18 protein-coding genes are annotated in these 25,006 nt (G+C 70.7%); 12 read left to right on the top strand and 6 right to left on the bottom strand.

The genetic code is table 11. The features are described 5' to 3' along the window. Window positions 1-246: 246 nt before the first annotated feature. Both ACH35V_RS10240 and secD read left to right on the top strand, forming a co-directional pair. Window positions 247-663 (top strand): hypothetical protein, encoded by a 417-nt coding sequence (locus ACH35V_RS10240; protein WP_395971596.1) that lies wholly within the window; start codon window positions 247-249, stop codon window positions 661-663. A 59-nt stretch (window positions 664-722) separates the two neighbouring features. Beyond that, a complete protein-coding gene (secD, locus tag ACH35V_RS10235; RefSeq protein WP_395971594.1) occupies window positions 723-2,993 on the top strand; it encodes a protein translocase subunit SecD in 2,271 nt (756 codons plus the stop codon). Window positions 2,994-3,033: 40 nt separating this feature from the next. Here the strand turns inward: secD and ACH35V_RS10230 are convergent, their stop codons facing one another. The 3 genes from ACH35V_RS10230 to ACH35V_RS10220 form a co-directional block, all read right to left on the bottom strand. Next, window positions 3,034-4,065, bottom strand: coding sequence for a septum formation family protein (locus ACH35V_RS10230; protein ID WP_395971592.1), 1,032 nt, complete (start codon window positions 4,063-4,065; stop codon window positions 3,034-3,036). A 313-nt stretch (window positions 4,066-4,378) separates the two neighbouring features. Then, window positions 4,379-5,503 (bottom strand): septum formation family protein, encoded by a 1,125-nt coding sequence (locus tag ACH35V_RS10225; RefSeq protein WP_395971590.1) that lies wholly within the window; start codon window positions 5,501-5,503, stop codon window positions 4,379-4,381. 207 nt (window positions 5,504-5,710) lie between these two features. Then, complete coding sequence (locus tag ACH35V_RS10220; RefSeq protein WP_395971588.1) at window positions 5,711-7,597, bottom strand: glycoside hydrolase family 15 protein; 1,887 nt, start codon at window positions 7,595-7,597, stop codon at window positions 5,711-5,713. Window positions 7,598-7,954: 357 nt separating this feature from the next. Between ACH35V_RS10220 and ppdK the strand changes: the two genes are divergently transcribed. From ppdK to ACH35V_RS10180, 8 genes are all read left to right on the top strand, one after another. Further along, entirely contained in the window at window positions 7,955-10,666 is a 2,712-nt protein-coding gene (ppdK, locus tag ACH35V_RS10215; protein WP_395971586.1) for a pyruvate, phosphate dikinase, read from the top strand. Between the two features lie 141 nt (window positions 10,667-10,807). Next, complete coding sequence (locus ACH35V_RS10210; protein ID WP_395971584.1) at window positions 10,808-11,668, top strand: YdcF family protein; 861 nt, start codon at window positions 10,808-10,810, stop codon at window positions 11,666-11,668. A gap of 162 nt (window positions 11,669-11,830) precedes the next feature. Beyond that, window positions 11,831-13,129: a deoxyguanosinetriphosphate triphosphohydrolase gene (locus tag ACH35V_RS10205; protein ID WP_395971582.1), complete on the top strand. Its 1,299-nt coding sequence runs from the start codon at window positions 11,831-11,833 to the stop codon at window positions 13,127-13,129. A gap of 186 nt (window positions 13,130-13,315) precedes the next feature. Beyond that, window positions 13,316-14,542 carry an NAD(P)/FAD-dependent oxidoreductase gene (locus ACH35V_RS10200; RefSeq protein ID WP_395971580.1) on the top strand — a complete coding sequence of 409 codons (1,227 nt, stop codon included), beginning with the start codon at window positions 13,316-13,318 and terminating at the stop codon, window positions 14,540-14,542. Between the two features lie 107 nt (window positions 14,543-14,649). Further along, a complete protein-coding gene (locus ACH35V_RS10195) occupies window positions 14,650-15,969 on the top strand; it encodes an MFS transporter (RefSeq protein WP_395971579.1) in 1,320 nt (439 codons plus the stop codon). Between the two features lie 80 nt (window positions 15,970-16,049). Beyond that, window positions 16,050-16,535 (top strand): GtrA family protein, encoded by a 486-nt coding sequence (locus tag ACH35V_RS10190; protein ID WP_395972035.1) that lies wholly within the window; start codon window positions 16,050-16,052, stop codon window positions 16,533-16,535. A 108-nt stretch (window positions 16,536-16,643) separates the two neighbouring features. Continuing rightward, window positions 16,644-17,546 carry a sigma-70 family RNA polymerase sigma factor gene (locus tag ACH35V_RS10185; RefSeq protein ID WP_395971577.1) on the top strand — a complete coding sequence of 301 codons (903 nt, stop codon included), beginning with the start codon at window positions 16,644-16,646 and terminating at the stop codon, window positions 17,544-17,546. A gap of 266 nt (window positions 17,547-17,812) precedes the next feature. Then, window positions 17,813-18,211 carry a hypothetical protein gene (locus ACH35V_RS10180; RefSeq protein WP_395971575.1) on the top strand — a complete coding sequence of 133 codons (399 nt, stop codon included), beginning with the start codon at window positions 17,813-17,815 and terminating at the stop codon, window positions 18,209-18,211. 666 nt (window positions 18,212-18,877) lie between these two features. On the opposite strand, the gene ACH35V_RS10175 is transcribed toward ACH35V_RS10180, so the two are convergent. After that, the gene (locus ACH35V_RS10175; protein ID WP_395971573.1) at window positions 18,878-19,747 is read right to left on the bottom strand and encodes an LLM class F420-dependent oxidoreductase; all 870 of its coding nucleotides are present in this window, start codon (window positions 19,745-19,747) and stop codon (window positions 18,878-18,880) included. 704 nt (window positions 19,748-20,451) lie between these two features. Between ACH35V_RS10175 and ACH35V_RS10170 the strand changes: the two genes are divergently transcribed. Further along, complete coding sequence (locus ACH35V_RS10170) at window positions 20,452-21,906, top strand: DUF222 domain-containing protein (RefSeq protein WP_395971571.1); 1,455 nt, start codon at window positions 20,452-20,454, stop codon at window positions 21,904-21,906. Between the two features lie 1,694 nt (window positions 21,907-23,600). Further along, window positions 23,601-23,978 carry a MerR family transcriptional regulator gene (locus ACH35V_RS10165; RefSeq protein ID WP_395971569.1) on the top strand — a complete coding sequence of 126 codons (378 nt, stop codon included), beginning with the start codon at window positions 23,601-23,603 and terminating at the stop codon, window positions 23,976-23,978. On the opposite strand, the gene ACH35V_RS10160 is transcribed toward ACH35V_RS10165, so the two are convergent. After that, window positions 23,942-24,352: a hypothetical protein gene (locus ACH35V_RS10160; RefSeq protein ID WP_395971567.1), complete on the bottom strand. Its 411-nt coding sequence runs from the start codon at window positions 24,350-24,352 to the stop codon at window positions 23,942-23,944. The genes ACH35V_RS10165 and ACH35V_RS10160 overlap by 37 nt on opposite strands. Beyond that, window positions 24,343-24,948, bottom strand: coding sequence for a TIGR03086 family metal-binding protein (locus tag ACH35V_RS10155; protein WP_395971565.1), 606 nt, complete (start codon window positions 24,946-24,948; stop codon window positions 24,343-24,345). The genes ACH35V_RS10160 and ACH35V_RS10155 overlap by 10 nt, the downstream gene beginning before the upstream one ends. Window positions 24,949-25,006 lie beyond the last annotated feature (58 nt).

Genomic DNA, 25,006 nt, shown 5'->3' with positions numbered 1-25,006 from the left:
AAGCAAAGCGGGCCGTCCCACGCGATGGGGCGGCCCGCTTCGCTGCGCGGACGGTCTGCGGGCATCTGTGCAGGTCCACCCTCTGTGTTTCGTCAACGCCCGGCGAACGGTGTCTCCAGGGCGGTGAACCTGGGCTAGGTTGGCTGGACCGCCCGCCGCCGTCCCCGGCATCGTGGGCGGAGGCAGACGCACCACGGATCCCGGCGACGACGCCGTCCGATCGAGGAGCCCGAGGGGAGGGGCAGGATGCGCGACCTGTACCGGCCCGCCCGTCCCGTCGCCCGGCTCCTGGTCGTCGCGCTCGGGCTGCTCGGGATCGTGGTCGGGCCCGCCGGGGCCGGGGCGCACGGCGGGACGTCCCCCACCGGGACGATCACCGGCGTCCGGAGCGGGACGGTGCAGCACGCGCCCGCCCGCCCCCGATCCTCCGCCGGCAAGCACCGTCAAAGCCCCCACACGCAGGCGGTGCACGCGCATCTCGCACACGCCGGGCAGTCGCCGCTCGTCGTGCATCCGGCGTTCGCGGTGCCGCCCGCGTCCGGCGTCGAGGTCCAGCCGCCGTCCGGACGCGCCGTCCGGGCCTTCGCCGTCCACACCGCGCCGGACGTCGCGCCGAGCGGCGTCCCGCGCGGGCGCGCACCCCCCACCTCCCCACGGATCTGAGCTAGTCGTCCGCGGTGCCGTGCAGCCGCCCGGCGCCGAAGCCCGTGTGGAGGTTCCCTTTGACTCGCGCCAACATGGTGCGGGCGGTACTGGCGTTCGCCGTGCTCGCCACATCGTTCTACTTCGCCTGGTCCAAACCCGCCCGCCTCGGCCTCGACCTGCGCGGCGGCACCCAGATCGTCCTCGAGACCCAGGACTCGCCGACGGTGCAGGCCGACCGCGAGTCCACCGACCGCGCCCGGGAGGTGCTGCAGCGCCGCGTCAACGCGCTCGGCGTCGCGGAGTCCTCGCTCACCCGGTCCGGCGAGCGGCGGCTGATCGTGGAGCTGCCCGACGTGCAGGACCCGTCCAGGGCGACCGCGGCTCTCGGCAAGACCGCGCAGCTCACCGCCCATCCGGTGCTGCCCAACACCGGCAAGGCGGGCCAGGGGCAGCAGCTGATCCCGGACGAGAGCGGGCAGCAGATCCTCATCGGCCCCGCCGCGCTCACCGGCGACGGCATCGGCTCGGCGAGCGCGAACTACGATCCGCAGAACCTCGGCGGCTGGGCCGTCAACGTCGACTTCAAGGGCGGCGGCGGGAAGACGTGGGAGCGGCTGACCGCCAAGGCCGCGTGCGCGGCGGGCGACGAGCGGCGGATCGCGATCGTCCTGGACGGCAAGGTGATCTCCTCCCCGGGCGTCACCGAGAGCGTGTCCTGCGGCGTCGGCATCACCGGCGGATCGACGCAGATCACCGGGGACTTCAGCGCCGGGGAGGCCAAGGACCTCGCCGCGCTGATCGAGGGCGGCTCGCTGCCCGTCCCCGTGAAGATCATCGAGCAGCGGGTGGTCGGGCCGACGCTAGGCGACGAGGCGATCGACGCGAGCGCCCGCGCCGCGGTCATCGGCATCATCCTGACCGGCCTGTTCATCGTGGCCGTCTACCGGCTCGTCGGCTTCCTCGCCACCGTCGCGCTGACCGGATACGCGCTGATCTCCTACGCCGCGCTCGTCGCCGTCGGCGCGACGCTCACCCTGCCCGGCCTCGCCGGTTTCGTCCTCGCCATCGGCATGGCCATCGACGCCAACGTGCTGGCCTTCGAACGCGCCAGAGAAGAAATGTCCGCCGCTCCCGGACGGAGCGCGCGGACGGCCCTGGCCACCGGGTTCAACAAGGCGTGGTCGGCGATCGCGGACTCCGCCGTCACCACGCTGCTCGCCGGGGCCCTGCTGTTCTTCCTCGCCTCCGGCCCGGTGAAGGGGTTCGGCGTCACGCTGACCATCGGCGTCCTCGCGTCCCTCGTCTCGGCGATGCTGCTGAGCCGCGTCCTCACCGATGCCGCGGCGGCGCGGTTCCCCCGGCTCAGCAGGGGCAGAGCGGGCGGCCTCAGCGGCGCCGGACGGATCCGGAAGTGGCTGGAGGAGAGCGGCCCCGACCTGATGAAACGCAGCCGCCTCTGGCTCGGGATCTCCGCGCTCGCCGTCGTCGTCGCCGTGACCGGGATCTTCGTCCGCGGCCTCAACTTCGGCGTGGAGTTCACCGGCGGGCGGCTCGTCGAATACTCCACGAGCCGTCCCGTGGACATCGACGTCGCGCGCTCCGCCGTCGCCGACGCCGGGTTCCCGCGCGCCGTCGTCCAGACGTCCGGGGAGGACGACATCTCCGTCCGGACGGTCGACCTCACCAACGAGCAGGAGAAACGCGTCCACGACGCGCTGGCGGAGAAGGGCGGCGGCGCCACCAAGCAGCGCGACGAGCTGATCGGCCCCAGCCTGGGCGACGAGCTGCGGACCAAGGCCCTCATCGCCCTCGCCGTGGCGCTGCTGGTGCAGCTCGCCTACCTGACGATCAGGTTCCGCTGGACGTTCGCGGCCGGCTCCGTCATCGCCATGTTCCACGACATCACGATCGTCACCGGCATCTTCGCCTGGCTCGGGAAACCGATCGACGGGGTCTTCCTCGCCGCGCTGCTCACCATCATCGGCTACTCGGTCAACGACTCCGTCGTCGTGTTCGACCGCGTCCGGGAGATGTGGGGCGAGAACCCGAAGGGGCGGTTCGCGGCGATCGCGAACCGGGGCGTCCTGCAGACCGTCCCGCGGACGATCAACACCGGGATGGGCGCGCTGTTCATCCTGTCCGCCCTGGCGGTCCTCGGCGGCGACTCGCTGACCGACTTCGCCATCGCGCTCCTGATCGGGATCATCGTCGGCACGTACTCCAGCGTGTTCACGGCGACGCCGATCGCGGTCGTCCTGGAACGGTTCGCGAAGGCCCCGCCGCCCCAGCGCAAGACCAAGTCCCGCCCGCCGCGCCGCACCACGCACGACTCGGGCGCGGTCGTCTGACCCACCGCGGGCCCCGGCGGAATCCGGGGCCCGCCGCGGGTCAGCGCGGCAGCATCGTCTTCTTCAGCGGACGGTCCTCGCTCATGCCGAAGCAGACGATGGTGCGGATCCCGCCCTCCCACTCGAATTTCTGCGCGGAGAAGAACGAGTAGTACTCGGGGTACGGGTGCCGGCCGAAAACCTTCTTCACCTGCTTCTTGCAGCCCGCCTCCGCCTTCCGCTCCAGACCCTTCTCTCCCGGATACGGGCCTGCCTTCAGCTTGAAGACCGCGAACACCTGGCTCCAGTGCGACTCGGTGCAGGAGAGGACGCGCTGCGCCGGGACGTCCGCGTCCCATTTCCCGAAGCAGTCGCCGTAGGAGAGTTCGGTCCAGTACTTCAGTTTCGGGTCCAGGGTATTCGCGATCGGAGTGGTGATGGTGTCGGGCCCGGTATAGGTGAGCAGGCAGAGCACTTTGCGGTCGCCGGCGTCCCAGTTCGTCTTTGTCGGCAGGATGAGGTAAGGCTCCAGGTATTGGGCGTGCCGACTCTTCAGGAAGCGGATCGTCTTGATGAAGCAGGAATCGGTCGCCTGTTCGTGAACCTTCCTGTTACCCGGAAATTCGCCGGCCGCCAGCCGTACTTGGCCCACGACCTCGCCCTGGTGCGGCTCCGCGCAGGGCAGCGCCGTGACGGGCGACGTCATCGAGTCGACCTTGAAACCGGTGAAGCAGTCGCCGACCCGCAGCGCCGCCGGCAGCATCTTGTCCTTGCCGGTGACCCGCCCCGTCTCGTCCCGGTCGGCGGTGACCAGCGAGCCCGCCACCACGGCGAGGGCGACCGCCGCCGCCACGACCCAGGCGCCGGACACCACCAGCGCGCCGACGGCCAGGCCCTTGCCCCGCTCGCCGCGCCGTCCGGCCTGCACCAGCGCGGCGATCGCGAAGCCGATCGCCAGCAGGATCAGGCCGCACAGCCCGGTGACGAGCGCGACGATCGCCAGCCGGTTCGTCCGGGGCGCGACCCCCGTCGGCGGCGGGCCGCCGCCGTAGTACGGCATGTCCTGCACCGGCCACTGCCCGGTGCCGGGCATGCCTGGCTCGGCGCCGGGCGCACCAGGACCGGGCGCACCAGGACCGGGCGCACCAGGACCGGGCGCACCAGGACCGGGCGCACCGGGACCGGGCACACCCGAAACCCCAGGCGGTGCCCAAGCAGGCTGTGCGGCCCCAACCGGGTGCTCAGCCCCAACCGGTTGCTCGCCTCCAACCGGTTGCCCGGCTCCAGGGAACCGCTCAGCTCCCGCGGGCGTGGAGTCCCTCGGCTCGTCGTCAGGGTGCGGTGGTGTAGAAGAAGTCATTTCAATGCCTTTCGCCAATGCGGGGGCCGCCGCGTCCATGTGGGGGTCAGTGCGGTACCACCGAGCGCGTCAGCGATCCCTTCTTGCCGGTGACCATGCAGGTCGCTTGCCGGTATCCCGCATTCCAGCTCTCCTTCGTGGGCACCGCGCTGGTGGGAATGACGAGGTGGAGCGGCATACGGGCGCCCCAGATCTTCACCGCGCGTTCGGCGCACCGCATCTCGGACTTGTCCAGGAGCGCCTTCTCGCCGGGGTACTTCCCGTCCCGCATTTCGTAGACCGCGAACACTTGAAACTCGTGCTTCTGGGTGCAGGCGACGATGGGCAGCGTCGCCGATTCTGTCCACTTCTCGATGCAGTCGCCCCGCTTCAGCTCTTGGACGGGCGGCGGGCCGGTGTCCAGGGCGGCGAGCGGCGTGGTGAGCGACCGGTTGGAGACGACCACCATCATGCAGGTGACCCCGCGGTCCCCGTCCTTCCACTCCTTCTCGCCGGGAACGCCGGTCCGGAGTTCGAGTTCGGTGACGTCCCGCACCTTGTTCGGGATCCGTTCCTTGCACGTTTTCGCGGCCTGCTCGGTCAGCTTCTGGTGTCCCGGAAACGGGGCGCCCGGAAGCGTGGCCTTGCCGACCACTTCGCCGTTGTGCGGGTGATTGCAGGGGCTGCGTGACACGAACGGATCGGCGTCGGCGTTGAGCTCCCCGGTGAAGCAGTCGCCGGCCTTCAGCGTGGAGGCCAGGACGTAGCCGTCAGGAGGGGAAAGGGCGGATCTTCCCTTCTCCGTGGCGAACGGCCCGCCTCCGAAGGCCGCCACCGCGACCACCGTGGCGGCGATCCACACGGCCGATGCGGCGAGTCCGCCGATTGCGAGGCCTCTGCCCTTCTCGGCCGGACGTCCCTCCGCGCGGCGACCGGTCCGGACGAGCGCGGCGACGGCGAGGCCGATCGCGAGCAGGACCAGCCCGCAGAGTCCCGTGACCAGCGCGGCGATCGCGAGCCGGTTCGTCCGCGCCGGAACGGGCGTGGACGGCGGCCGGGCGTCGAAGGGCGGCCCGAGGGGAGGGCCCGGCGGACTCGCCGCGGCACCGTCCGCCGCCTGTGCGTCGGACGCGTCGGGTGCGGCCCAGCCGAGGGTGTCCGGGGTGGTGCCAGTAGGAGGTGGTGTGGTCACGGCGGAACCGTAGCCGGGGTCGCCGACAAAAGGCGCAATTCCGACAACTCGGTGTCAAGTCGTGATTAAGGGCCGGGGCGGCCGTGGAAGCCCCGGCCACGGAGCGTCGTCGCGCTGTGCTGCAGTGTGGTCGCTTCGCGACGCGGCCGCACTGCGCGCTCCGAAGGGGGAGGAGTGGTCAAGTTCCCCTGTCAAGAGCCGTCGGTGTTACGCCAAGGGCGACTGGGGTTCGTTGGTTTCGGCGTTGATTACCTGCATGACGGCGTTGATCAGGGCCAGGTGGGTGAATGCCTGCGGGAAATTGCCCAGGTGGCGGCCGGTGTGCGGGTCGATCTCCTCCGAGTACAGCTGCAGCGGGCTCGCGTACGACAGCAGCTTCTCGCACAGCGCCCGCGCCCGCTCCAGCTCGCCGATCATCACCAGCGTGCTGACCAGCCAGAACGAGCAGATGGTGAAGGTGCCCTCGTCCGACTCGAAGCCGTCGTCGGTCTCCGCCGCCCGGTAGCGCAGGACGAGGTCGTCCTCCGACAGCTCGTCGGCGATGGCGAGGACGGTCTCGCGGACGCGCTTGTCGTCGGCGGGCAGGAAGCCGAGCAGCGGGATCAGCAGCGCGGACGCGTCCAGGGTCGTCGCGCCGTAGTGGGCGGTGAAGACGCCGCGCTCGTCCAGCGCGTTGGCGAGGACGTCGGCGTGGATCTCGTCGGCGGCGGCCTGCCAGCGCAGGGCCCGGTCCTGGTCGCCGCGGATGCGGGCGAGGCGGGCGCCGCGCTCGGCCGCCACCCAGCAGAAGACCTTGGACGAGGTGAAGTGCTGCGGCTCGCCGCGCACCTCCCACATGCCGCAGTCCGGGACGCGCCAGTTGGCGAGCGCGTCCTCCACCTGCTTGATGATGATCTTCCAGAGCCGGTCGTCCAGCCGGTCCCGCTTGCGCACGAACAGGTAGATGGAGCCGATGATCGCGCCCCACACGTCGTGCTGCGCCTGCATGTAGGCCTCGTTGCCGATCCGGACGGGACGCGCGTCGCCGTACCCGGACAGGTGGTCGAGCGTGGACTCGGGCAGCTCCTCCCGGCCGTCCAGCCCGTACATGATCTGCAGCTTGCCCTCGGCGGCCTCGGCGACGTCGGTGATGAAGTAGAAGAAGTCGTTGGCCTCCCAGTCGTAGCCGAGGGTGTAGAACGCCCACAGCGCCATCGTGGAGTCGCGGATCCAGGTGTAGCGGTAGTCCCAGTTCCGGTCGCCGCCGGGCGACTCGGGCAGCGACGTCGTCGCCGCGGCCGCCACCGCGCCGGACGGCGCGAACGTCAGGCCCTTCAGCGTGAGCGCGCTGCGCTGCAGGTGGCTCCGCCAGGGGTGGTCGGGGAAACGGCCGCGGTCCAGCCAGTGCTGCCAGTGGTGGACGGTCCAGATCAGCCGCTCCTGCGCCTCCGTCCAGGACGACGGCGCCGCGTGCTCGCTCCACGACAGCGCGACGAACCGCGACTCGCCCTGCTTCAGCAGCGTCCTGGACGTGGCCAGCGACCCCTCGAACCCGACGTTCATGTCGGTGGTGAGCCGCAGCCCGACGTCGTTCCCGCGCGCGAGGGCCTCGTGGTACCCGGCGCCGGTGTGCTCCCAGCGGGCGGGCGTCCGGCCGTAGTCGAACACCGGCATGCAGTCGAGCCGCACCTGGACCTGGCCGTTCACGCACCGGACCATCCGCAGCAGGACGTGGTCGGCGTCGTAGTCGGTGGGGGCGCGGCGGTGCGTGTGGGACCGTTCCGTCTCGTGGTGCCACGGGCCCATGAGCAGCGCGTCCGTCACCACGAGCCAGCCGCCGTGCACCCACCAGGTGGTCTCCATCACCATGGTGCCGGGGATGTACCGCTGCGCGGCGGGCACCTCCACGCCGGCCGGGCCGACCCGGAAGTACCCGGCGTCGCGGTCCAGGATCGACCCGAACACGCTGGGGGAGTCCATCCGGGGCAGGCACATCCACTCGATGTTGCCGCTCGGCGCGACCAGCGCGGTCGTCTCGCAGTCCGACAGGAACCCGTAGTCGGCGATAGGGGCGAACGGGTCTCCAGCCCGGCCGCCCGCGACCTTCGGCCTCACAGCCTCACCTCCTTGATCCATCATTCCCTCTTCCGTGGAGTGGGTGCGTCACGTCCGCGCGGTGTCCGTGCGACCTCCGTGCGGTGTCCGTGCGATGTCCGTGCGGCGTCCGTGCGCGGCGGTGTTTCTGTCCTGATCATCCCCGTTGGTCCGAATTGGAATAGACCACTATCCGGGGCCTGACCTGCGCGAACGTCCTCCCGGACGGAGGGCGCCGAGCGAGCCCGGGATTCGCGGGTACAGTCCCGGCAAACAGGGCAGCGGACCCGCCGCCCGGGGGATCGCGACCCCGCGCGCCCCCGGCCCGGCTGGACCGGCACTGCCGCTGGGAGGAACCGGAGCGAGAAGGAGCTCCCCGTGCCGAAGTTCGTGTACGACTTCACCGAGGGCAACAAGGACCTCAAGGATCTGCTGGGCGGCAAGGGCGCCAACCTGGCCGAGATGACCAACCTCGGACTGCCCGTGCCCCCCGGGTTCACGATCACCGCGGAGGCCTGCCGGCACTACCTGGAGCACGGGAACCCGCCCGAGGGCCTGGCGGACGAGGTGAACCGGCACCTCGCCGCGCTGGAGTCCGCGATGGGCAAGAAGCTCGGCCAGAGCGACGACCCGCTCCTGGTCAGCGTACGTTCCGGGGCCAAGTTCAGCATGCCGGGCATGATGGAGACCGTCCTGAACGTCGGGCTGAACGACGAGTCCGTCCTCGGGCTGGCGGCGCAGGCGGGGGACGACCGGTTCGCCTGGGACTCCTACCGGCGGCTGATCCAGATGTTCGGCAAGACCGTCCTGGACATCGACGGCGACCTGTTCGAGGACGCCGTCGAGGACGTCAAGCGGGCCCGCGGCAGCGACGACGACGCCGACCTCACCGCCGAGGACTTCAAGGCGCTCGTCGACCGGTTCAAGGCCATCGTCCGGGACAAGGCGGGCCGGGACTTCCCGACCGACCCGCGCGAGCAGATGGACCTCGCCGTCGAGGCGGTGTTCGACTCCTGGAACGCGCCCCGCGCCGTCCTGTACCGCAGGCAGGAGCGCATCCCCGTCGACCTCGGCACCGCCGTCAACATCTGCGCGATGGTCTTCGGCAACATGGGCATGGACTCCGGGACGGGCGTCGCGTTCACCCGCGACCCCGCGTCCGGGCAGCAGGGCATCTACGGCGACTACCTGCAGAACGCGCAGGGCGAGGACGTCGTCGCCGGCATCCGCAACACCGTCCCGCTGATCGAGCTGGAGCGCATCGACAAGGCGTCCTACGACCGGCTTCTCGAGATCATGGAGACGCTGGAGAACCACTACCGCGACATGTGCGACATCGAGTTCACGATCGAGCGCGGGAAGCTGTGGATGCTCCAGACCCGGGTCGGCAAGCGCACCGCCGCCGCGGCGTTCCGCATCGCCTGCCAGCTCCTCGACCAGGGGCTCATCGACGCGGACGAGACCGCCCGCCGTGTCACCGGCGACCAGCTCGCCCAGCTGATGTTCCCCCGCTTCGCCGCCAAGCTCGACAACGTGCGCAAGCTGACGAAGGGGATGAACGCCTCGCCGGGCGCGGCCGTCGGCAAGGCCGTGTTCACCACCCAGCGGGCCGTGGAGCTCGCCGGACGGGGCGAGGACGTGATCCTCGTCCGCCGCGAGACCAACCCCGACGACCTCGCCGGGATGGTCGCCGCGAGGGGCGTCCTGACCTCCCGCGGCGGCAAGACCTCGCACGCCGCCGTCGTCGCCCGCGGCATGGGCAAGACCTGCGTGTGCGGCGCCGAGGAGCTGGACGTCGACGTCAAGGGCGGGCGGTTCACCGCGCCCGGCGGCGTCACCGTCGGCGAGGGCGACGTCATCTCCATCGACGGGACGTCCGGGGACGTCTACCTCGGCGAGGTGCCCGTCGAGGACTCGCCCGTCGTCCGGTACTTCGAGGGCGAGCTGTCCGTCGAGGACGGCGGCGACCTCGTGAAGGCCGTCCACCGCGTCATGGAGCACGCCGACTCGCGCGCGGCGCTGAAGGTCCGCGCGAACTCCGACACCCCCGACGACTCCGCCCGCGCCCGCCGGTTCGGCGCCGCCGGGATCGGGCTGTGCCGCACCGAGCACATGTTCCTCGGCGACCGGCGGCAGCTCGTCGAGCAGCTCATCCTCGCCGAGGACGAGGCCGGGCGGAAGGACGCCCTGGACGCCCTGGAGCCCCTGCAGCGGCAGGACTTCGAGGGGATCTTCGAGGCGATGGACGGGCTGCCGGTCACCATCCGGCTGATCGACCCGCCCCTGCACGAATTCCTCCCCGACATCACCGAGCTGTCGGTCAGGGTCGCGCTCGCAGGCGACAAAGCGGATGCCAAAGACCGGAGACTGCTCGAAGCAGTCAACCGACTGCACGAGCAGAACCCTATGCTGGGCCTGCGCGGCGTGCGGCTCGGTTTGGTGATTCCGGGACTTTTCGGAATGCAGGTCCGCGCGATCGCCGAGGCCGCGGCGGCCCGCCGGAGCGCGGGCGGCGACCCGCGCCCCGAGATCATGATCCCGCTCGTCGGGGCCGTCCAGGAGCTGGAGGCCGTCCGCGACGAGGCCCGCGCCATCCTGGCCGAGGTCAGGACCGCCACCGGCGTCGACGTGCCCGCGCTGATCGGCACCATGATCGAGCTGCCGCGGGCCGCGCTGACCGCCGGGCAGATCGCCGAGGCCGCCGAGTTCTTCTCCTTCGGCACCAACGACCTCACCCAGACGACCTGGGGCTTCTCCCGCGACGACGTCGAGGCGGCGTTCTTCTCCCAGTACCTGGACCTCGGGATCTTCGGGGTGTCGCCGTTCGAGACCCTCGACCGGGACGGCGTCGGACGGCTCGTCAGCATCGCCGTGGAGGAGGGCCGCCGCGTCCGTCCGGACCTGCACCTCGGCATCTGCGGCGAGCACGGCGGCGACCCCGACTCGGTGCACTTCTGCCACGACGTCGGCCTCGACTACGTGTCCTGCTCGCCGTTCCGCGTCCCCGTCGCGCGCCTGGAGGCCGGCCGCGCCGCGATCGAGGCTGCGGACGGCGCGTCCGGCTCCTCGGGAGGCAGCGACAGCCGCTGATCCCGTCGCCGCCGGCCAGTGAGCCCGGAAGAGCCGTGTGCCGGAAGCGCCGTGTGCCGGATGATCTGTGGGCGGGATGACACACCAAACCGGCGAACCGGGCGCACGCGCCGGACCATCTAACCTAACGTGTCCGATGCGATGACGTTGGAAGTGGATGTGCCGGGGACCGAGCACGCGACCGTCCGGCCCGAAGACGACGGCCCCGAAACCCGTGCGCCCGGAGACGGCGGCGGCGACACCGGCAGGCCCGGCGACGGCGGGGAACCGGAGAACGGCGGACGGCGGGGTCGCCGCGGCCGCCGTGGCCGCCGGGAGGGGCGGCGCAAGCGGTCGCCCTGGTTCACGATCCCGGCGAGCGTCCTCGCCGGGCTGATCGCCGTCGCCGTCCTGACGCCGCTCGCCGTCGGGGCGCGGGTCTGGTACCAGGCCCGCCAGGACGAGCGGCCCCGCTCCGACGCGATCATCGTCCTCGGCGCGGCGCAGTACAACGGCGTGCCGTCCCCGACGCTGAAATGGCGGCTCCAGCACGCCCTCAAGCTCTACCGCGACGGCGTCGCGCCCGCGATCGTGACGGTCGGCGGCAAGGCGCCCGGCGACAACTTCACCGAGGCCGGCGCCGGCCGCGCCTGGCTGATCGAGAAGGGCGGGGTGCCCGCGTCCAAGGTCTTCGCGGTGCCGGTCGGACGCGACACGCTGGAGAGCATGAAGGCCGCCGGCAAGGAGTTCAAGCGGCACCAGTGGACGTCCGGCGTGATCGTCACCGACCCGTGGCACGGGCTGCGCTCCAAGAAGATGGCCGAGGACAACGGGATCAAGGCCGCCGCGTCCCCGACGCGCAGCGGCCCCAGCGTCCAGACCCGCGACACCCAGTTCCACTACATCGTCCGGGAGACCGGCGGATACCTGTCGTACGTCCTGCTGGGCAAGAGCGTGAAGACGCCGAGCGAGACCGCCAAGCGCATCCACATCGACCCGTCCGCCGACCCGTCCAACGGCTGACCCCCCGCCCCCGCCGGCCCCGCCGGACCCCGCCCGACCACGGGACCGCCGGATCACCGCACCACCGGATACGCTGACCCGCCGGATACAGGGACCGGACCGGCGCTGACCCGCCGGTTCCTGGACCGGGCCTGAGCGCGCCCGCTTACCCTGGATAGGGCCATGACGACCAATTCGATTCACGGGGAATCCGGCCACGGAAACTCCGCCTACACGGCTCGGGACCGGGAACGCTGGGCGCCCGAGCCCGCCAAGCGGCGCGACCGGACGGCGTTCGAGCGCGACCGCGCCCGCGTCCTGCACAGCGCCGCCCTGCGGCGGCTCGCCGCGAAGACGCAGGTCGCCTCGCCCGGCGCGGACGCCACCGCCGACACCGTGCAGAGCCTGCGCACCCGGCTGACCCACTCGCTCGAATGCGCGCAGGTCGGCCGGGAGCTCGGCAAATCCCTCGGCTGCGATCCCGACCTGGTGGAGGCGGCGTGCCTGTCCCACGACATCGGGCACCCGCCGTTCGGGCACAACGGCGAGGCCGCCCTCGACATCGTCGCCCGCGACTGCGGCGGCTTCGAGGGCAACGCGCAGAGCCTCCGCGTCCTGACCAGGCTGGAGCCCAAGTCGTTCGCGCCGGACGGCCCGCCCCTGCACGGACGCAGCGTCGGCCTCAACCTGACGCGCGCCGCGCTGGACGCCGCGATGAAGTACCCGTGGTCGCAGACCGAGGCCGTCAACGGCAAATTCGGCGTGTACTCGGACGACATGGACGTCGCCCGCTGGGTCCGCGAGGGCGTCGAACCCGGCCGGACGTGCTTCGAGGCCCAGGTCATGGACTGGAGCGACGACGTCGCCTACTCCGTCCACGACCTTGAGGACGCGCTGGTCGCCGGGCACATCGATTTCGTCCGCCTCGCCGACCCGGCCGAGCGCCGCCTCGTCGCCGCCACCGCGACCAAGCTGTACTGCCCCGACGCCGACCTCGCCGAGCTGGAGGAGCGCTTCGACGCGCTGCTCGCCGAGCCGTACTGGCCCGACCGCTACGACGGCACCCCGCGCAGCCTCGCCGCGCTGAAGAACCTCACCAGCACCCTGATCGGACGGTTCTGCATGGCCGCGGAGACGGCCACCCGGGACGCCTACGGCGACCGTCCGCTGACCCGGTACGCGGCGGAGCTGATCGTCCCGCGGGCGCAGCGGCTGGAGAACGCGCTGCTCAAGGGCATCACGGCGCACTACGTGTGGATCAGCCACGAGGAGATCAGGGCCCGGCAGCGGAGGCTGATCACCGAGCTGGCCGGGCTGATGCTCGCCGGCGCGCCCGGCACGCTCGAACCCGGCTTCCGCGCCGCCTTCGAGGCCGCCGGCGACGACGCGGGCCGGCTCCGCGCCGTCATCGACCAGATCGCGTCGATGACCGACCTCACCGCGATGGCCCGCCACCGCGTGCTGAACGGCCGCCCGCACTGATCACCTGCGCCATTTCCCCTGCTTCCGCCGCTTCCGCCGCGCCCTTTCCGGGACGCGGCCGGGAAAAGCGCATTGCGGCGCGGGCGATGTGTCGAATATGCCCCGACGCGCCCGACGATGACCCTTGTCTCGTTACATAGGCCGCTGTAGGGATAGCTACAGGTCAACTACAGGAGGTCGGTCGCCATGCCCGAGGAGACGTTCGTCATCGCCGGCGCCAGCCTGGCCGGTGCCAAGGCGGCGGAAACGCTCCGAGAGGAGGGCTTCGCGGGCAGACTGCTCCTGATCGGGGACGAGATCGAGCGGCCGTACGAGCGGCCGCCGCTGTCCAAGGGCTTCCTCCTGGACAAGGAGCCGCGCGAGAAGGCCCACGTCCACGAGGCCGACTGGTACGAGAAGCACGACGTGGAGTTGCGGGTCGGCGTCTCCGTCGCCGCCGTCGACCGGGACGCGCACCAGGTCCGCCTGTCCACCAAGGAGCCGATCGGCTACGACAAGCTGCTGCTGGCGACGGGCGCGTCCCCGAGGCGGCTGGAAGTGCCCGGATCCAAACTGCAGGGCATCCACTACCTGCGGACGATGGCCGACTCGGCGGCGCTGAAGCAGGCCCTCACGCACGGCGGACGGCGCGTCGTCGTCGCCGGGGCGGGCTGGATCGGGCTGGAGACGGCCGCCGCCGCCCGCACCCACGGCAACGACGTGACGATCATCGAGCCGGAGCCGACGCCGCTGCACGCGTCCCTGGGTCCCGAGCTCGGCGGCGTCTTCGCCGACCTGCACCGCGAGCACGGCGTCGACCTGCGCCTCGACCAGGGCGTCGCCGGGTTCTGGGGCGCCGGGCAGGTGTCGGCCGTCGTCACCTCGGGCGGCGCCGAGGTGCCCGCCGACGTCGTGATCGTCGGCATCGGCGTGCGGCCCAACACCCGGCTCGCCGAGGAGGCCGGCCTCGACGTCTCCGACGGCATCCTGGTGGACGCCTCGCTGCGCACGTCCGACCCCGACATCTACGCGGCCGGGGACGTCGCCAACGCCTACAACCCGCTGCTCGGCCGCCGGATCCGCGTCGAGCACTGGGCGAACGCCCTGAACGGCGGGCCGGCAGCCGCCCGCGCCATGCTCGGCCAGGACGTCTCCTACGACCGCGTCCCGTACTTCTTCAGCGACCAGTACGACCTCGGCATGGAGATGTCGGGCGTCGCGTCGCCGGGGGAGTACGACGAGGTCGTGTACCGCGGGGACGTCCCAGGACGTGAGTTCATCGCGTTCTGGCTGTCCGGCGGCCGGGTCGTCGCCGGGATGAACGTCAACGTGTGGGACGTCACCGGCGACGTCCAGGCCCTGATCCGCTCCGGCCGCCCCGTGGACGCCGCCCGCCTGACCGACCCCGACGTCCCCCTGACCGCTCTACCCTGACCCACAGCGCCCGCGCCCTAACGCCCTCAGCACCCTAGGCGCCGCTGGGGTGCTGGTCGGGCGCTCACCTGAAGCGGCGGGCCCGTAAGGCACGTACAGTCTGCTAGGTGGTTACGGACAAGATCGCGACACTTGGCCGGGCCCGGGTCGCCGTGACGCTGGCCTTCGTCGCGCACGGCCTGCTCACGGCCGCCTGGGTCGCCCGCATCCCGCAGATCAAGGAGCATCTCGGTCTGAGCGAAGGCTCGATGGGCGTCGCCCTGCTGGGCGCGCCCATCGGCGTCGTGATCGCCGTGCGCTTCGCCGGACGGATCGTCGCCCGCTGGGGCAGCCGCGCCACGACCATCGCCGCCGGGATCGTCTGCGCCGCGTCGCTGGTCCCGCTGGGCCTCGCCTGGAACATCGGCGCGCTGATCTGCTCCCTCCTGCTGATGGGCGCCTCGCTCGGCCTGATGGACGTGGCCATGAACGCCCAGGGAGTCGCCGTCGAACGCGGCTACGGACGCCCGCTGATGTCCGGCCTGCACGGCGCCTACAGCATCGGGACGCTCGTGGCCGCGCTCATCGGCTCAGGCGCGGCACACGCGGACGTCCCCGTCCCGCTGCACCTGACTGCCGCGACCGCCGTGCTGGTGGCGCTGCTGCTGATCGGCTGCCGCGACCTCCTGGACCGCTCAGCCGACACCGTCCCGGACCACACACCCCCCGCTGCAGCCGCCGCGCCCGGGGATGCCGCTGCCTCTGCCTCTGACGCTGCCGCCCCAGGCGCGCCGCCCGCCACCGCCCCGGCCACTCGCCCCGGATCGCCTCCCACGGCCAAGTCCTCGTCCCGCTGGCTGCTGATCACGCTCGGCGTCATCGGCCTGTGCTCGTTCGTCGGCGAGGGCGCGATGGCCGACTGGAGCGCCATCTACCTGCGCGAAGACCTCGGCACCGGACCGGGCGCCGCCGGCCTCGGCTATGTCGGATGCGCGGTGGCGATGACCATCGGACGCCTCGCCGGAGACCGGGTCGTCGCGCGGTTCGGTCCCGTCCCGGTGCTGCGGACGGGTTCCCTGATCGCCGCGCTCGGCCTCGGACTCGGCCTCCTCGCCGGTCACCCGGTCGCGGCCGTGTGCGGCTTCACGCTCTTCGGCCTCGGCGTCGCGGTCGTCGCGCCCGTCACGTTCAGCGCGGCCGGCAACGTCCCCGGCGTGCCCGCCGCGGCCGGGATCTCCCGGGTCACCGGCGTCGGCTACCTGGGCCTGCTCGGCGGCCCGCCCGTCATCGGGTTCATCGCGCAGGGCGTAGGGCTCACGTGGGCGCTGGCCGTCCCGGTCGGGCTGGTCGGCCTGATCGTCCTGCTGGCCCCGGCGACCGCCACGGCGGCGGTCCCGTCCGCCGTCCCCGCCGAGCCGGGCGCCAGGACCCCCACGACCGAGTGTTGAACGACACGACGCTGATCTTTTGGGTGGGTTGCGACTTTGGGATATGTCCTAGTCAGGTAAGGTCTGGGCGAGTGAGCACCATGCAGCGGTCAAGACCGGTCAAAACGGTCGAGTCCGCCCCGGGTCACCGGGCATTCCTTCGCGGCAGGCTTCTCATCCGCGGCAAGTTCCTGAGCGAACTGCTCAGTTTCGGCTTCGTCGGAGTCGTCGGCACCCTGATCATGATCTTCGGCGCCAACCTGATGCGGGCCCTGCTCGGCGGCAGCCCCGTCACGAGCGTCGTCGTGCCGACCGTGGTGTCCACGCTGGCGTCCTACCTGCTCAACAGGTACTGGGTGTTCCGCCACCGCGACAGCGACGGCTCCGGCCGCGAGGTCGCGATCTTCTTCGCGCTGAACGGCGTCGGACTGCTCATCCAGGTCCTCTGCACCGGCTTCACCTACTACACCCTCGGACTCCACGGCGGAGTCGCCTACAACGGCGGGCTGCTGGCAGGCGTCGCCCTCGGCGCCGCGTTCCGCTACTGGTCGTACAAGAAATGGGTATTCACCCCAGCGACCGCGTAACGCCATGACCACCAACGCCCTCATCACGGACGCCATACCCAGCCCCAACATGCCTGGCATGGCCACCGCCGACATCGTCGGCCGGGGCGTGGTCGCCACCGAATCCGGATGAGCCGCCTCGACGACGAATGGCCCGCGCACCGTCCCGCCGTGTTCGGCGCCGCGTACCGCATCACCGGAAGCGTCGCCGACGCCGAGGACATCGTCCAGGACGTGTGGATACGCGCCCACTCCCGCGACTCCCGGCGCGACGGCGAGGCCCCGCAGGACGCCGACTCACTCGACGACGTCCGCGACCTGCGGGCCTGGCTGATCACCGTGGCGGCCCGCCGCGCCTACGACGTGCTCGGCTCCGCCCGCGCCCGCCGTGTCGACTACGTCGGCCCGTGGCTGCCCGAACCCATCCTGACCGGCCCGGACGCCGCCGAGCCCGTCCTGATGGACGAGACGGCCGGCACCGCGATGCTCCTGGTCATGGAGGAGCTCTCGCCGCCGGAACGCGTCGCCTTCGTCCTGCACCAGGCGTTCGACGTCCCGTACGAACAGATCGCGGACGTCCTCGGCAAGACGCCCGCCGCGTGCCGTCAACTCGCCTCCCGCGCCCGGCGCAAGATCGCCGCCGCGCTGCCGCACCGTCCCGTCCCGGCGGCGGAGCGGGAGAAGGTCCTGGCGGCGTTCCGCTCCGCCTACGAGCGGCGCGACGAGGCCGCACTCCTGGAACTGCTGGACCCAGACGCCGCCTACACCACCGACGGCGGCGGCCGCGTCTTCGCCGCCCGCAAGATCATCGCAGGCGCCGGACGAGTCGTCACCGCACTGCTCAGAGTCAGCGCCCGCACAGAAATGCGCATCGTCCCGGCACAAATCAACGGCCGCCTCGAATTCCTCGTCTACCGAGACGACCACCTGGCCGCCGTAGACACAGTAGAAGTCGCAAACGGCCGCATCACCGCCTACCGCCGCCTCCTAAACCCGATCAAACTAAACCCACTAACCAAAACCCTCCCCTGACACCCTCACCCCGCCCGAAGCCCGGCCCGAGCCCACCACGGCCCCACCAGACCGCGGCCCCACCCAGACCACGATTAATTCCTGACCACGGCCTCTCCCTGACCACGGCCTCTCCCTGCGCACGGCACCGCCCGAAGCCCTGCCCGCCCCGGCCACGGCTCCGTCCCGTCCCGGCCCCGGCTCGGTGACGAGACCCCCGGCAAGGCCCGCCTCGACGGCGTCGATCACGTTATCCTCGTCCCCGGCGAGTTCGGCGAGGACGTCGGATGCGGTTCGCGCACGCGCTCGTCCGCGACACCCTCTACGAGGCGATCTCCCGGGCCCGCCGGACCCGGCTGCACGGCCGCGTCGCCGCCGCGCTTGAACGGCACGCGCCCGGCGAGGTCGCCGCGATCGCGCACCACTACCTGGAGTCGGGCGCGGACCCCGCGAAGGCCGTGCGGTATGCGCGGCGCGCCGCCGAGGCCGCCGAGGCCCGCTTCGCGCACGGCACCGCCGCCGGGCTGTGGATCCGCGTCGTGGAGACGCTGCGCGCCGAAGGGCCGGGCGCTACCCGCGACCGGCTCGCGGCGGAGGTCTCCGCGCCACGGCACCGTCCCGGCCACGGTCCCCTGACCACGATCCACCCGAAGCACAAGGTTCGAGGTCACTGCCTGCCCGCATAGACCGCGGCACTGCGCTGGGCTATGCGACCGTGCTGGTCATGGCACCGCCCAGACCATGGCAACGAGTAGCCGTGCTGATCACGGCGCAGGGTGGATTGCGCGTCGTCAAGGATGGGAGTGGCCCGCCGGACGGACGCGACCGCGGGCAAAACAGCGCTGCGTTCGCCACGGCACCGCCCAGAGCACGGCGCTGCGCTGGCCACGCGTTGTGCAGATTTCGTTCGCGCCGCGGATGGCCCAGCGCGGACATTGGCACTGGCGTAGACCATGGCGATGGGCAGATCACAACGTAGCGTGATCCTGCGTGAGCGAGGATGAGTGCGGGGTGCGGTGGCGCGTGTGGGGGACGGGTCATCGCAGTGACCAGCTCGAAGGGCGATAGGCCGTTGACAGTGAGGTCGATATTTCAATGCTTGAATGTTGCCTCGACGGCGCGAGCTCGTAGCGACGAACTGTGGGAGACGCTGGGTGACCTTGTCGCTCTCGTCTCGCTGATCAGCGTGTTGAACCCCTTAACGTCCCCGTGCATCTCGGGCTGGCGGTACGGAGACTTTCAGCGCTCGGCTCCCGCCCGCCATTTGCTCGGCGCGGGAGCCTGCTCCCTTCGCGCTCAAATTCGTTTCTTGACGGACGTTTCCGTTCGTGTCGTCATGCGCCCGGCGAGGATCAGCGTCCTGCAGGGACGATCTTCTCCGTCTGCGCGAGGGCCTCGCCCAGAATGCCCGCCAGGTCCTGTCCAGTGCCCTGTGTGAAGATTGCGTGGTCGATGCCACGCTCCGCGAGACGCCCGATCCGGTCCACGGCCGCGTCCACTGATGGCGGGCTGCTGAAGTAGCTCAACGAGGTCTTCTCGACCTCGGCGTAGTCGCGTCCCTCGCGCTCGCAGTGTTCACGCAGCACATCCAGCTTGCGAGGCAGTTCTTCGCCGTCGAAAATGTTGCAAGCGTCGGCGTATTTGGCGACGTACCGCAGCGTCTTCTTCTCTCCGCTGCCGCCGATCAGGATCGGCGGACGCGGGTTCCTCAGCGCGGGCGGCGAATTCAGCGGCCGCTCCAGCGTGAAATGTTTGCCCTCGAACGCTGATTCGTCGCCTTTCCACATCTGGTGAGCGATCTTCAGCGTCTCCTCCAGCTTCTCAAATCTCTCCGCAACCGGTGGGAACTGAACGCCGAGCCCTCGCGACTCGTCCTCGTTCCAAGCCGCCCCGATGCCCAGCCAAGCACGTCCGCCGGACAGCACGTCCAGCGTCGTCACCGTCTTGATGAGAATGCCGGGGTGCCGATAGGTCACGGCGGTTACCATCGTGCCCAGCGTGATTTGCTCGGTCAGCGCGGCGGCGTATGCGAGTGCGGAGTAACTCTCCAGCATAGGATCCTCCGGCGGACCCACCATGTCGATCTGGAAAAAGTGGTCCATCACCCACAGCGAATGCAGTCCCGCCTGGTCGGCTTCCTTCGCCATGCCGCCGAACGTCGGAGCGATCTGGTCCGGTCCGCCGGGAAAGGTGAAGCTCGGAATCTGGAGACCAATGCGCATGGCAGACCTTTCTCGTCCATCGTGACTCTGCGGGCTGGTCACTGTCGTCTCTCACTCTGCGACCTGGAGTGCGCTCCAGGTCAAGCGCCGCTCGCAAACTGTCGCACTGGCCTCACGTCAGAGCCGTCTGGAGCTGGCCAAGCGCATGCCCTGGAACGGGCGCACGACTGCCGTGACCTGACTCCCGTTGGTGACCGCCTGCCTAGGGCTGCTCGTACCTCGTCGTCGGGTGACGATTAGGCGCTAGCGCGCTTGCTGCGGGCTGCCCTTGCTAGCCCGGTCACACAAATTTCGTTCCAGGCCGGACATCGCCCAGACTCCAGGCGCGACGAGTCTCAAGAATGAGCAGCAATGCTGCTGCCGCTGATTCAGAAATGCCAAATAGCAGGTTCGTTGTTCGTGGTGGGGGTGGCGCTGCGTACGGGGCCGCCCCTCCAAAGTCAAGGGCGCTTCGCGTCGCTTCGCGATGGGACTTCGTCCCACCCTTGACTTTGGAGCCTCTGCGGCCCCTGGTGCAGCTTTCGTCGGGCAGGCTCCGCCTGCCCCCGCCCGACGCGCCACCCCCACCCCGCCCAAGAGCGCGACACACGACTCGTGATTTCCCTATTGTCGGTTTTCCGCCTATCCGCCAAGTGATAATAATCCAACCCGCACACCGCCTTCACCGACATATGCAGCGGCAGCCGATCGGCTATTATTAGAACATGTGTTCGACGATAGCGGATCTCGGCGAGGCGTCCACCGGCCAGCTGGTGACGACACTCGCCGCGATCGCCGCCGAACTCGCGCACCGTCCCCCGCCCGATTCCCCAGCAGCGTGCCTGGACCTCACCGAAACCCTCGCGACCGCCATCGACCAGACCGAAAGCGCGCTGGCCGCCCTCATCGGCGTGGTCGACCGGGCCGGGGAGGCGCAACGCTGGGGCTACCCCTCCACTCAAGCCTGGCTGCGGTCGCGGCTGGGGATGCGCGACGCTCGCGCCAAGGAACGCATCACCCTGGCCCGCAACCGGGACCGCCTGCCCCGCGTGACGGCCCGGTGGGCGGCCGGAACCCTGTCATTCGGGTACGCCGCCACCATCGCTACCGCTGTCGCCCGCCTCGACGACCAGGATTGCGCCGCGGCCGAGGAGATCCTGCTGGCCTTGGCCGACCAGGACTGCTCCGCCGGGAAGGTCGCCTCCTTCGGCACCCGCATCCGCGAGGTGATCGCCGACCGCGACGATAGCGAAACCCCCGACCCCGACACCCGCCGCGGATATGCGCGGTCCTGGGTGGACTCCACCCGCTCTCTGGACGGTGGCCGCTACATCAAAGGCTGGCTCAACGCCGAGGACGCCGCCGTCTGGGACGGCACCCTGGCCCCGCTGGCCAAGCCCGCCGGGCCCGACGACCACCGGGACCTGTCGGAGCGCACAGCGGCGGCGATGACTGCGGTGCTGGCGGGCGGGCACCGCGCCACCCGGGTCACCGTCCTGTGCGACCTGGACACCCTCACCGGCGGCACCACTCCCGCCCGCCTGCCCGACGGCACCCCGATTCCCGCCGAACAGGCCCGCCGCATCGCCCTCAACGCCGGGGTCTCGGCGCTGCTGCTCAGCAGCGGACATCACCCCATCTACCTCGGGCGCACCGTCCGGATCGCCACACCCGCTCAACGCCGCGTCCTGGAGGCGCTGTATCCGACGTGCGCGGTACAAGGCTGCGAAGTCCCCGGCCAGCTCTGCGAGGTCGACCACGTACACGGCTGGGCACTAGGCCACAGCCCCACCGACATCGACCAACTCGCCCTGTGCTGCGGCTGGCACAACCGCTACAAACACACCCACCCCGACCGTCTTCACATCACCCACCACCCCAACAGCGCTCGCTACACCTACCGCCTCCACCCACCCGGCCACACACCCGCCAACCGACCCAAAGCCCTCCACTCCGCCACCCGACCCTCCGCCGGAGGCGGGCCCGCCGCATCCGCCACCGACGGCGGGCCCGCCGCATCCGCCACCGGACCCGGCACCGCATCGGCCGCCGGACCCACCGCCGCACCGGCCGCCGGATCCGGCATCGCATCCGGCACCGCATCGGCCGCCGGACCCGGCACCGCTCCCTTCACCAGGGCCGCGACCGGGCGACCACCACCCTGCCGCCGGGTCGCATAGCCACCCGCCGCCCCGACGAGCCGCACCCACGCACTCCCGCCGACTACAACTTCCAGCCCCGCAAAGCTGCCCGGCAGGGGACCCATCCCCAGCTGAGTGCGGGCAGCACACCCCTGCCCGCACTCAGCAGCCCCGCACTCATAAGCAGCCGCCCACAACCCCCGGCATGGGCCCCCTCGGCCTATGAGGCGCTCCGGGCGGACTTGCCAGGGTGGCTGCTGCTGCACCCGCGGACCACGGCCGAACTAAATTGCGTCACCGCCGCTATCGACGCTCGCCGGCTGCCAAACCAGCCGCCGCATCCGTCGCCGGACCCGCCTCCGGAGCCGCTGCCGGACCTGCCTCCGCATCCGCCACTTCTCCCAGCACCAGGGCTGCGATCGGGCGACCACCACCCTGCCGCCGGGTCGCATAGCCACCCGCCGCCCCGACGAGCCGCACCCACGCACTCCCGCCGAATACAACCTCCAGCCCGCAACGCTGCCCGACAGGGGACCCCACCTCCAGCCGGGCAGCACTCGGCAGCCCGGCACTCGGCAGCCCGGCCCGCCCACACCCCCGCTATACCAGCCGCTGCCAAACCAGCCTCCGATAGAGGAGCCGACCGCTTGCCGCCGCGCGTCCGCCTGCTGTGGTTCGGGTGGGCGCTGGATGTGGATGGGTTGATGCTCGCTCGGGGCGCGCTGTGCGCTCCGACCAGGCAGTTGGTCCACGCAGTCGTCGTGTTCGGTTGGCCTAGCTGCAACGGCAGACGGGATGCCGCCCCAACAGGTCCAGTCGGGCCCGCGCGCAGGATTCCACGCTCGCCTCGCCTAGCTCAGGTGTGACTAGGCGTGCCCTACGCCTGGCTGGCTCTGCACGCAAGTACGGGCACCGTTTGTCGTTCGCTTCGGGAACCAGTGCAAGGTGGCGGAGCTAGATCTATGTCTCTGAGTTTGGGCTCCACTGTGTCGGCCGAGTTCAAGCGGCAGCGAGGAGAGATGCGCACGCGCGTCGCGATCGTCGCTCGGCAAGGTGGTGCCCGAACTCACCGACACGGCTTCGCGGTTGGACGGGGTGGTGTCGGCGTTCGTCGACATCTGGTCCCCGATCTCGCCAGCCGAACCACCCGGTCGACCCTCTTCCCGATCAGCTCACGTTCGGCGGACTCACTCATGGCCAACCTGGCCCTCACCAGGCCCCAACGGGATCGCGCACACGACGACATCCGCGCCCCTCGCTGTGAGCTCAGGTGTGGCCGGACGGGCCTCGCGCTTGCCGAGCATGCCTGGTCGACCGTGTCTGGCCGACCCACGAGCGCATCGCAGTCGGTCAGATCCGCCCAGCAGTTGACCGTCCCACGCCGCAGGCCCGCCCCCCCGCGACGAACCCACGCCGGGCTCGACTTCGCGAGTCCCATGAGCCGGCGATTCATGTCGGCAAGCCCGGCCTTCACCAGTTCACGCACGGTGCGCTCCGCCAGACTCGCGCGTGCCCTCGGCGAGCTCGCTCGGCTGGCTTCAGCATCAAGTTCGTGCCCGTCCGTATCACCTTCTTCAGCCCGGCAACTCGCGCCACGTCACCACTGTCCGGCGCGGTTGGGCTTGGGCAGTGCGTGCGGACGGCTTGCGGGTTTGGGGCTGCTAGCAACGGGGTGTCTGTTCGGTGGTTTCGGGTGTTGACCTGGAGTGGGCTCCAGGTGGGATTGTGGGGACGTGAGTTCCTACTCTCCGGGTGAGACCGCTGAGAAGAGCGGCTTCAGTATTGACACGCTGCGTTACTACGAGAAGATCGGGCTGCTTTCGGGCATTGCGCGGAACGCGTCGGGGCGGCGGGTGTTCAGCGATGACGATCTGCAGTGGCTGGAGATGCTGCGGTGTCTGCGCGGGACCGGGATGCCGATCGCCGAGATGCTTCGCTACTCCGAGCTGGCCCGTGGCGGGGACGAGACGGTGCAGGAGCGGCTTGAGCTGCTGCAGGAGCACGATCGCCGGGTGGAGGAGCAGATCGCGGAGCTGCGCGTGCGGCAGGAGCAGATCCAGTGGAAGATCCGCCTCTACAGCGGCACGCTCTGTGAGGGCCTTCCCGCTTGATTCAGGATTTGGTGGGCGCGGAGCCAGGTTTCGGCGGGGTCGAAGCGGTCTGATTCCCAGGTGTGGGCGCGTATCGTCCCGCGGTGGCGGAAGCGGCGCATGATCGCGACGTGCGGTGGCCACGCGACGAAGTGGTTCAAGGCCGTTTCGTCCTGCCAGATCGAGATGGAGCCGCATCTGCGGCGCAGCGGGATGGTCCACAGCCAGAGGCCGATGGCGCCTGATAGGTCTGGCCAGGATCGGCGCAGGGTCATGCCCGCGCGGAAGATCGCCGGCATGTCGAGCGGGTTCGCGCATGTGAAGTCGGTGACGCTGACGACGACCGAGCCTTTTGCGCTGGACGAGCCGTCCCGCCAACGGGTCCTCAGCGCCATGACGGGGAGCGGCCTAGGAGGGTGAGCAGGCGGTCCTTGGGGGGTGCGTCCGGTGGGGAGTCCAGCTTGGGCGCGAATGCCTCGCCGGGGGCTCGGCCGTCGTCGGGGACGATCGCGGCGACCTTGAGGGACGCGGTGACGAGGTCCTCTGCGGGCTCCCACGGGACGTTGACGGTGGCGGCGACGTCCCACGCGTGCACGACCAGGTCCACGAAGTGGAAGCTGATCGCCAAGGCGGCCGGGAAGGCGCCGCCGTCGCGGATCTCGGGCAGGACGAGTTCGGCGTCGAGGGCGAGGTCCGCGAAGGCCCGGGTGACGAGGTCGGCGGAGGTCCGGGACGCGGCGTGCGGGTCGTCGCCCAGGTCGCCGCCGCGCCAGGCGGACAGGCGGGCGCCGTCGCCGCGGGACGCGGCGGCGAAGCCCTCGTCCTGGCTGACCTGGTGGCGGAGGAGGCCGTGCAGGGTCCAGTCGGGGCACGGGGTGGGCAGGGTGAGCGCGTCCGGCTTCACTTGCGCGACGGTCGAGAGGTAGAGCTCGGACGCCCTGCGGTCCAGGGGGCGGAAGTCGGTGGTCAGCAATTCGGTCAAGAGGTCCATGTGGTTCACGCTAGGTAGGCGCAGAGGCCCAGGTACAGGTCCAAAATTGTGGAGAATG

This window comes from Actinomadura sp. 1N219, from assembly GCF_044326405.1.
In the GTDB taxonomy this organism is placed as follows: Bacteria; Actinomycetota; Actinomycetes; order Streptosporangiales; family Streptosporangiaceae; genus Spirillospora.
This window is presented reverse-complemented; position numbering and strand designations above follow the sequence as displayed.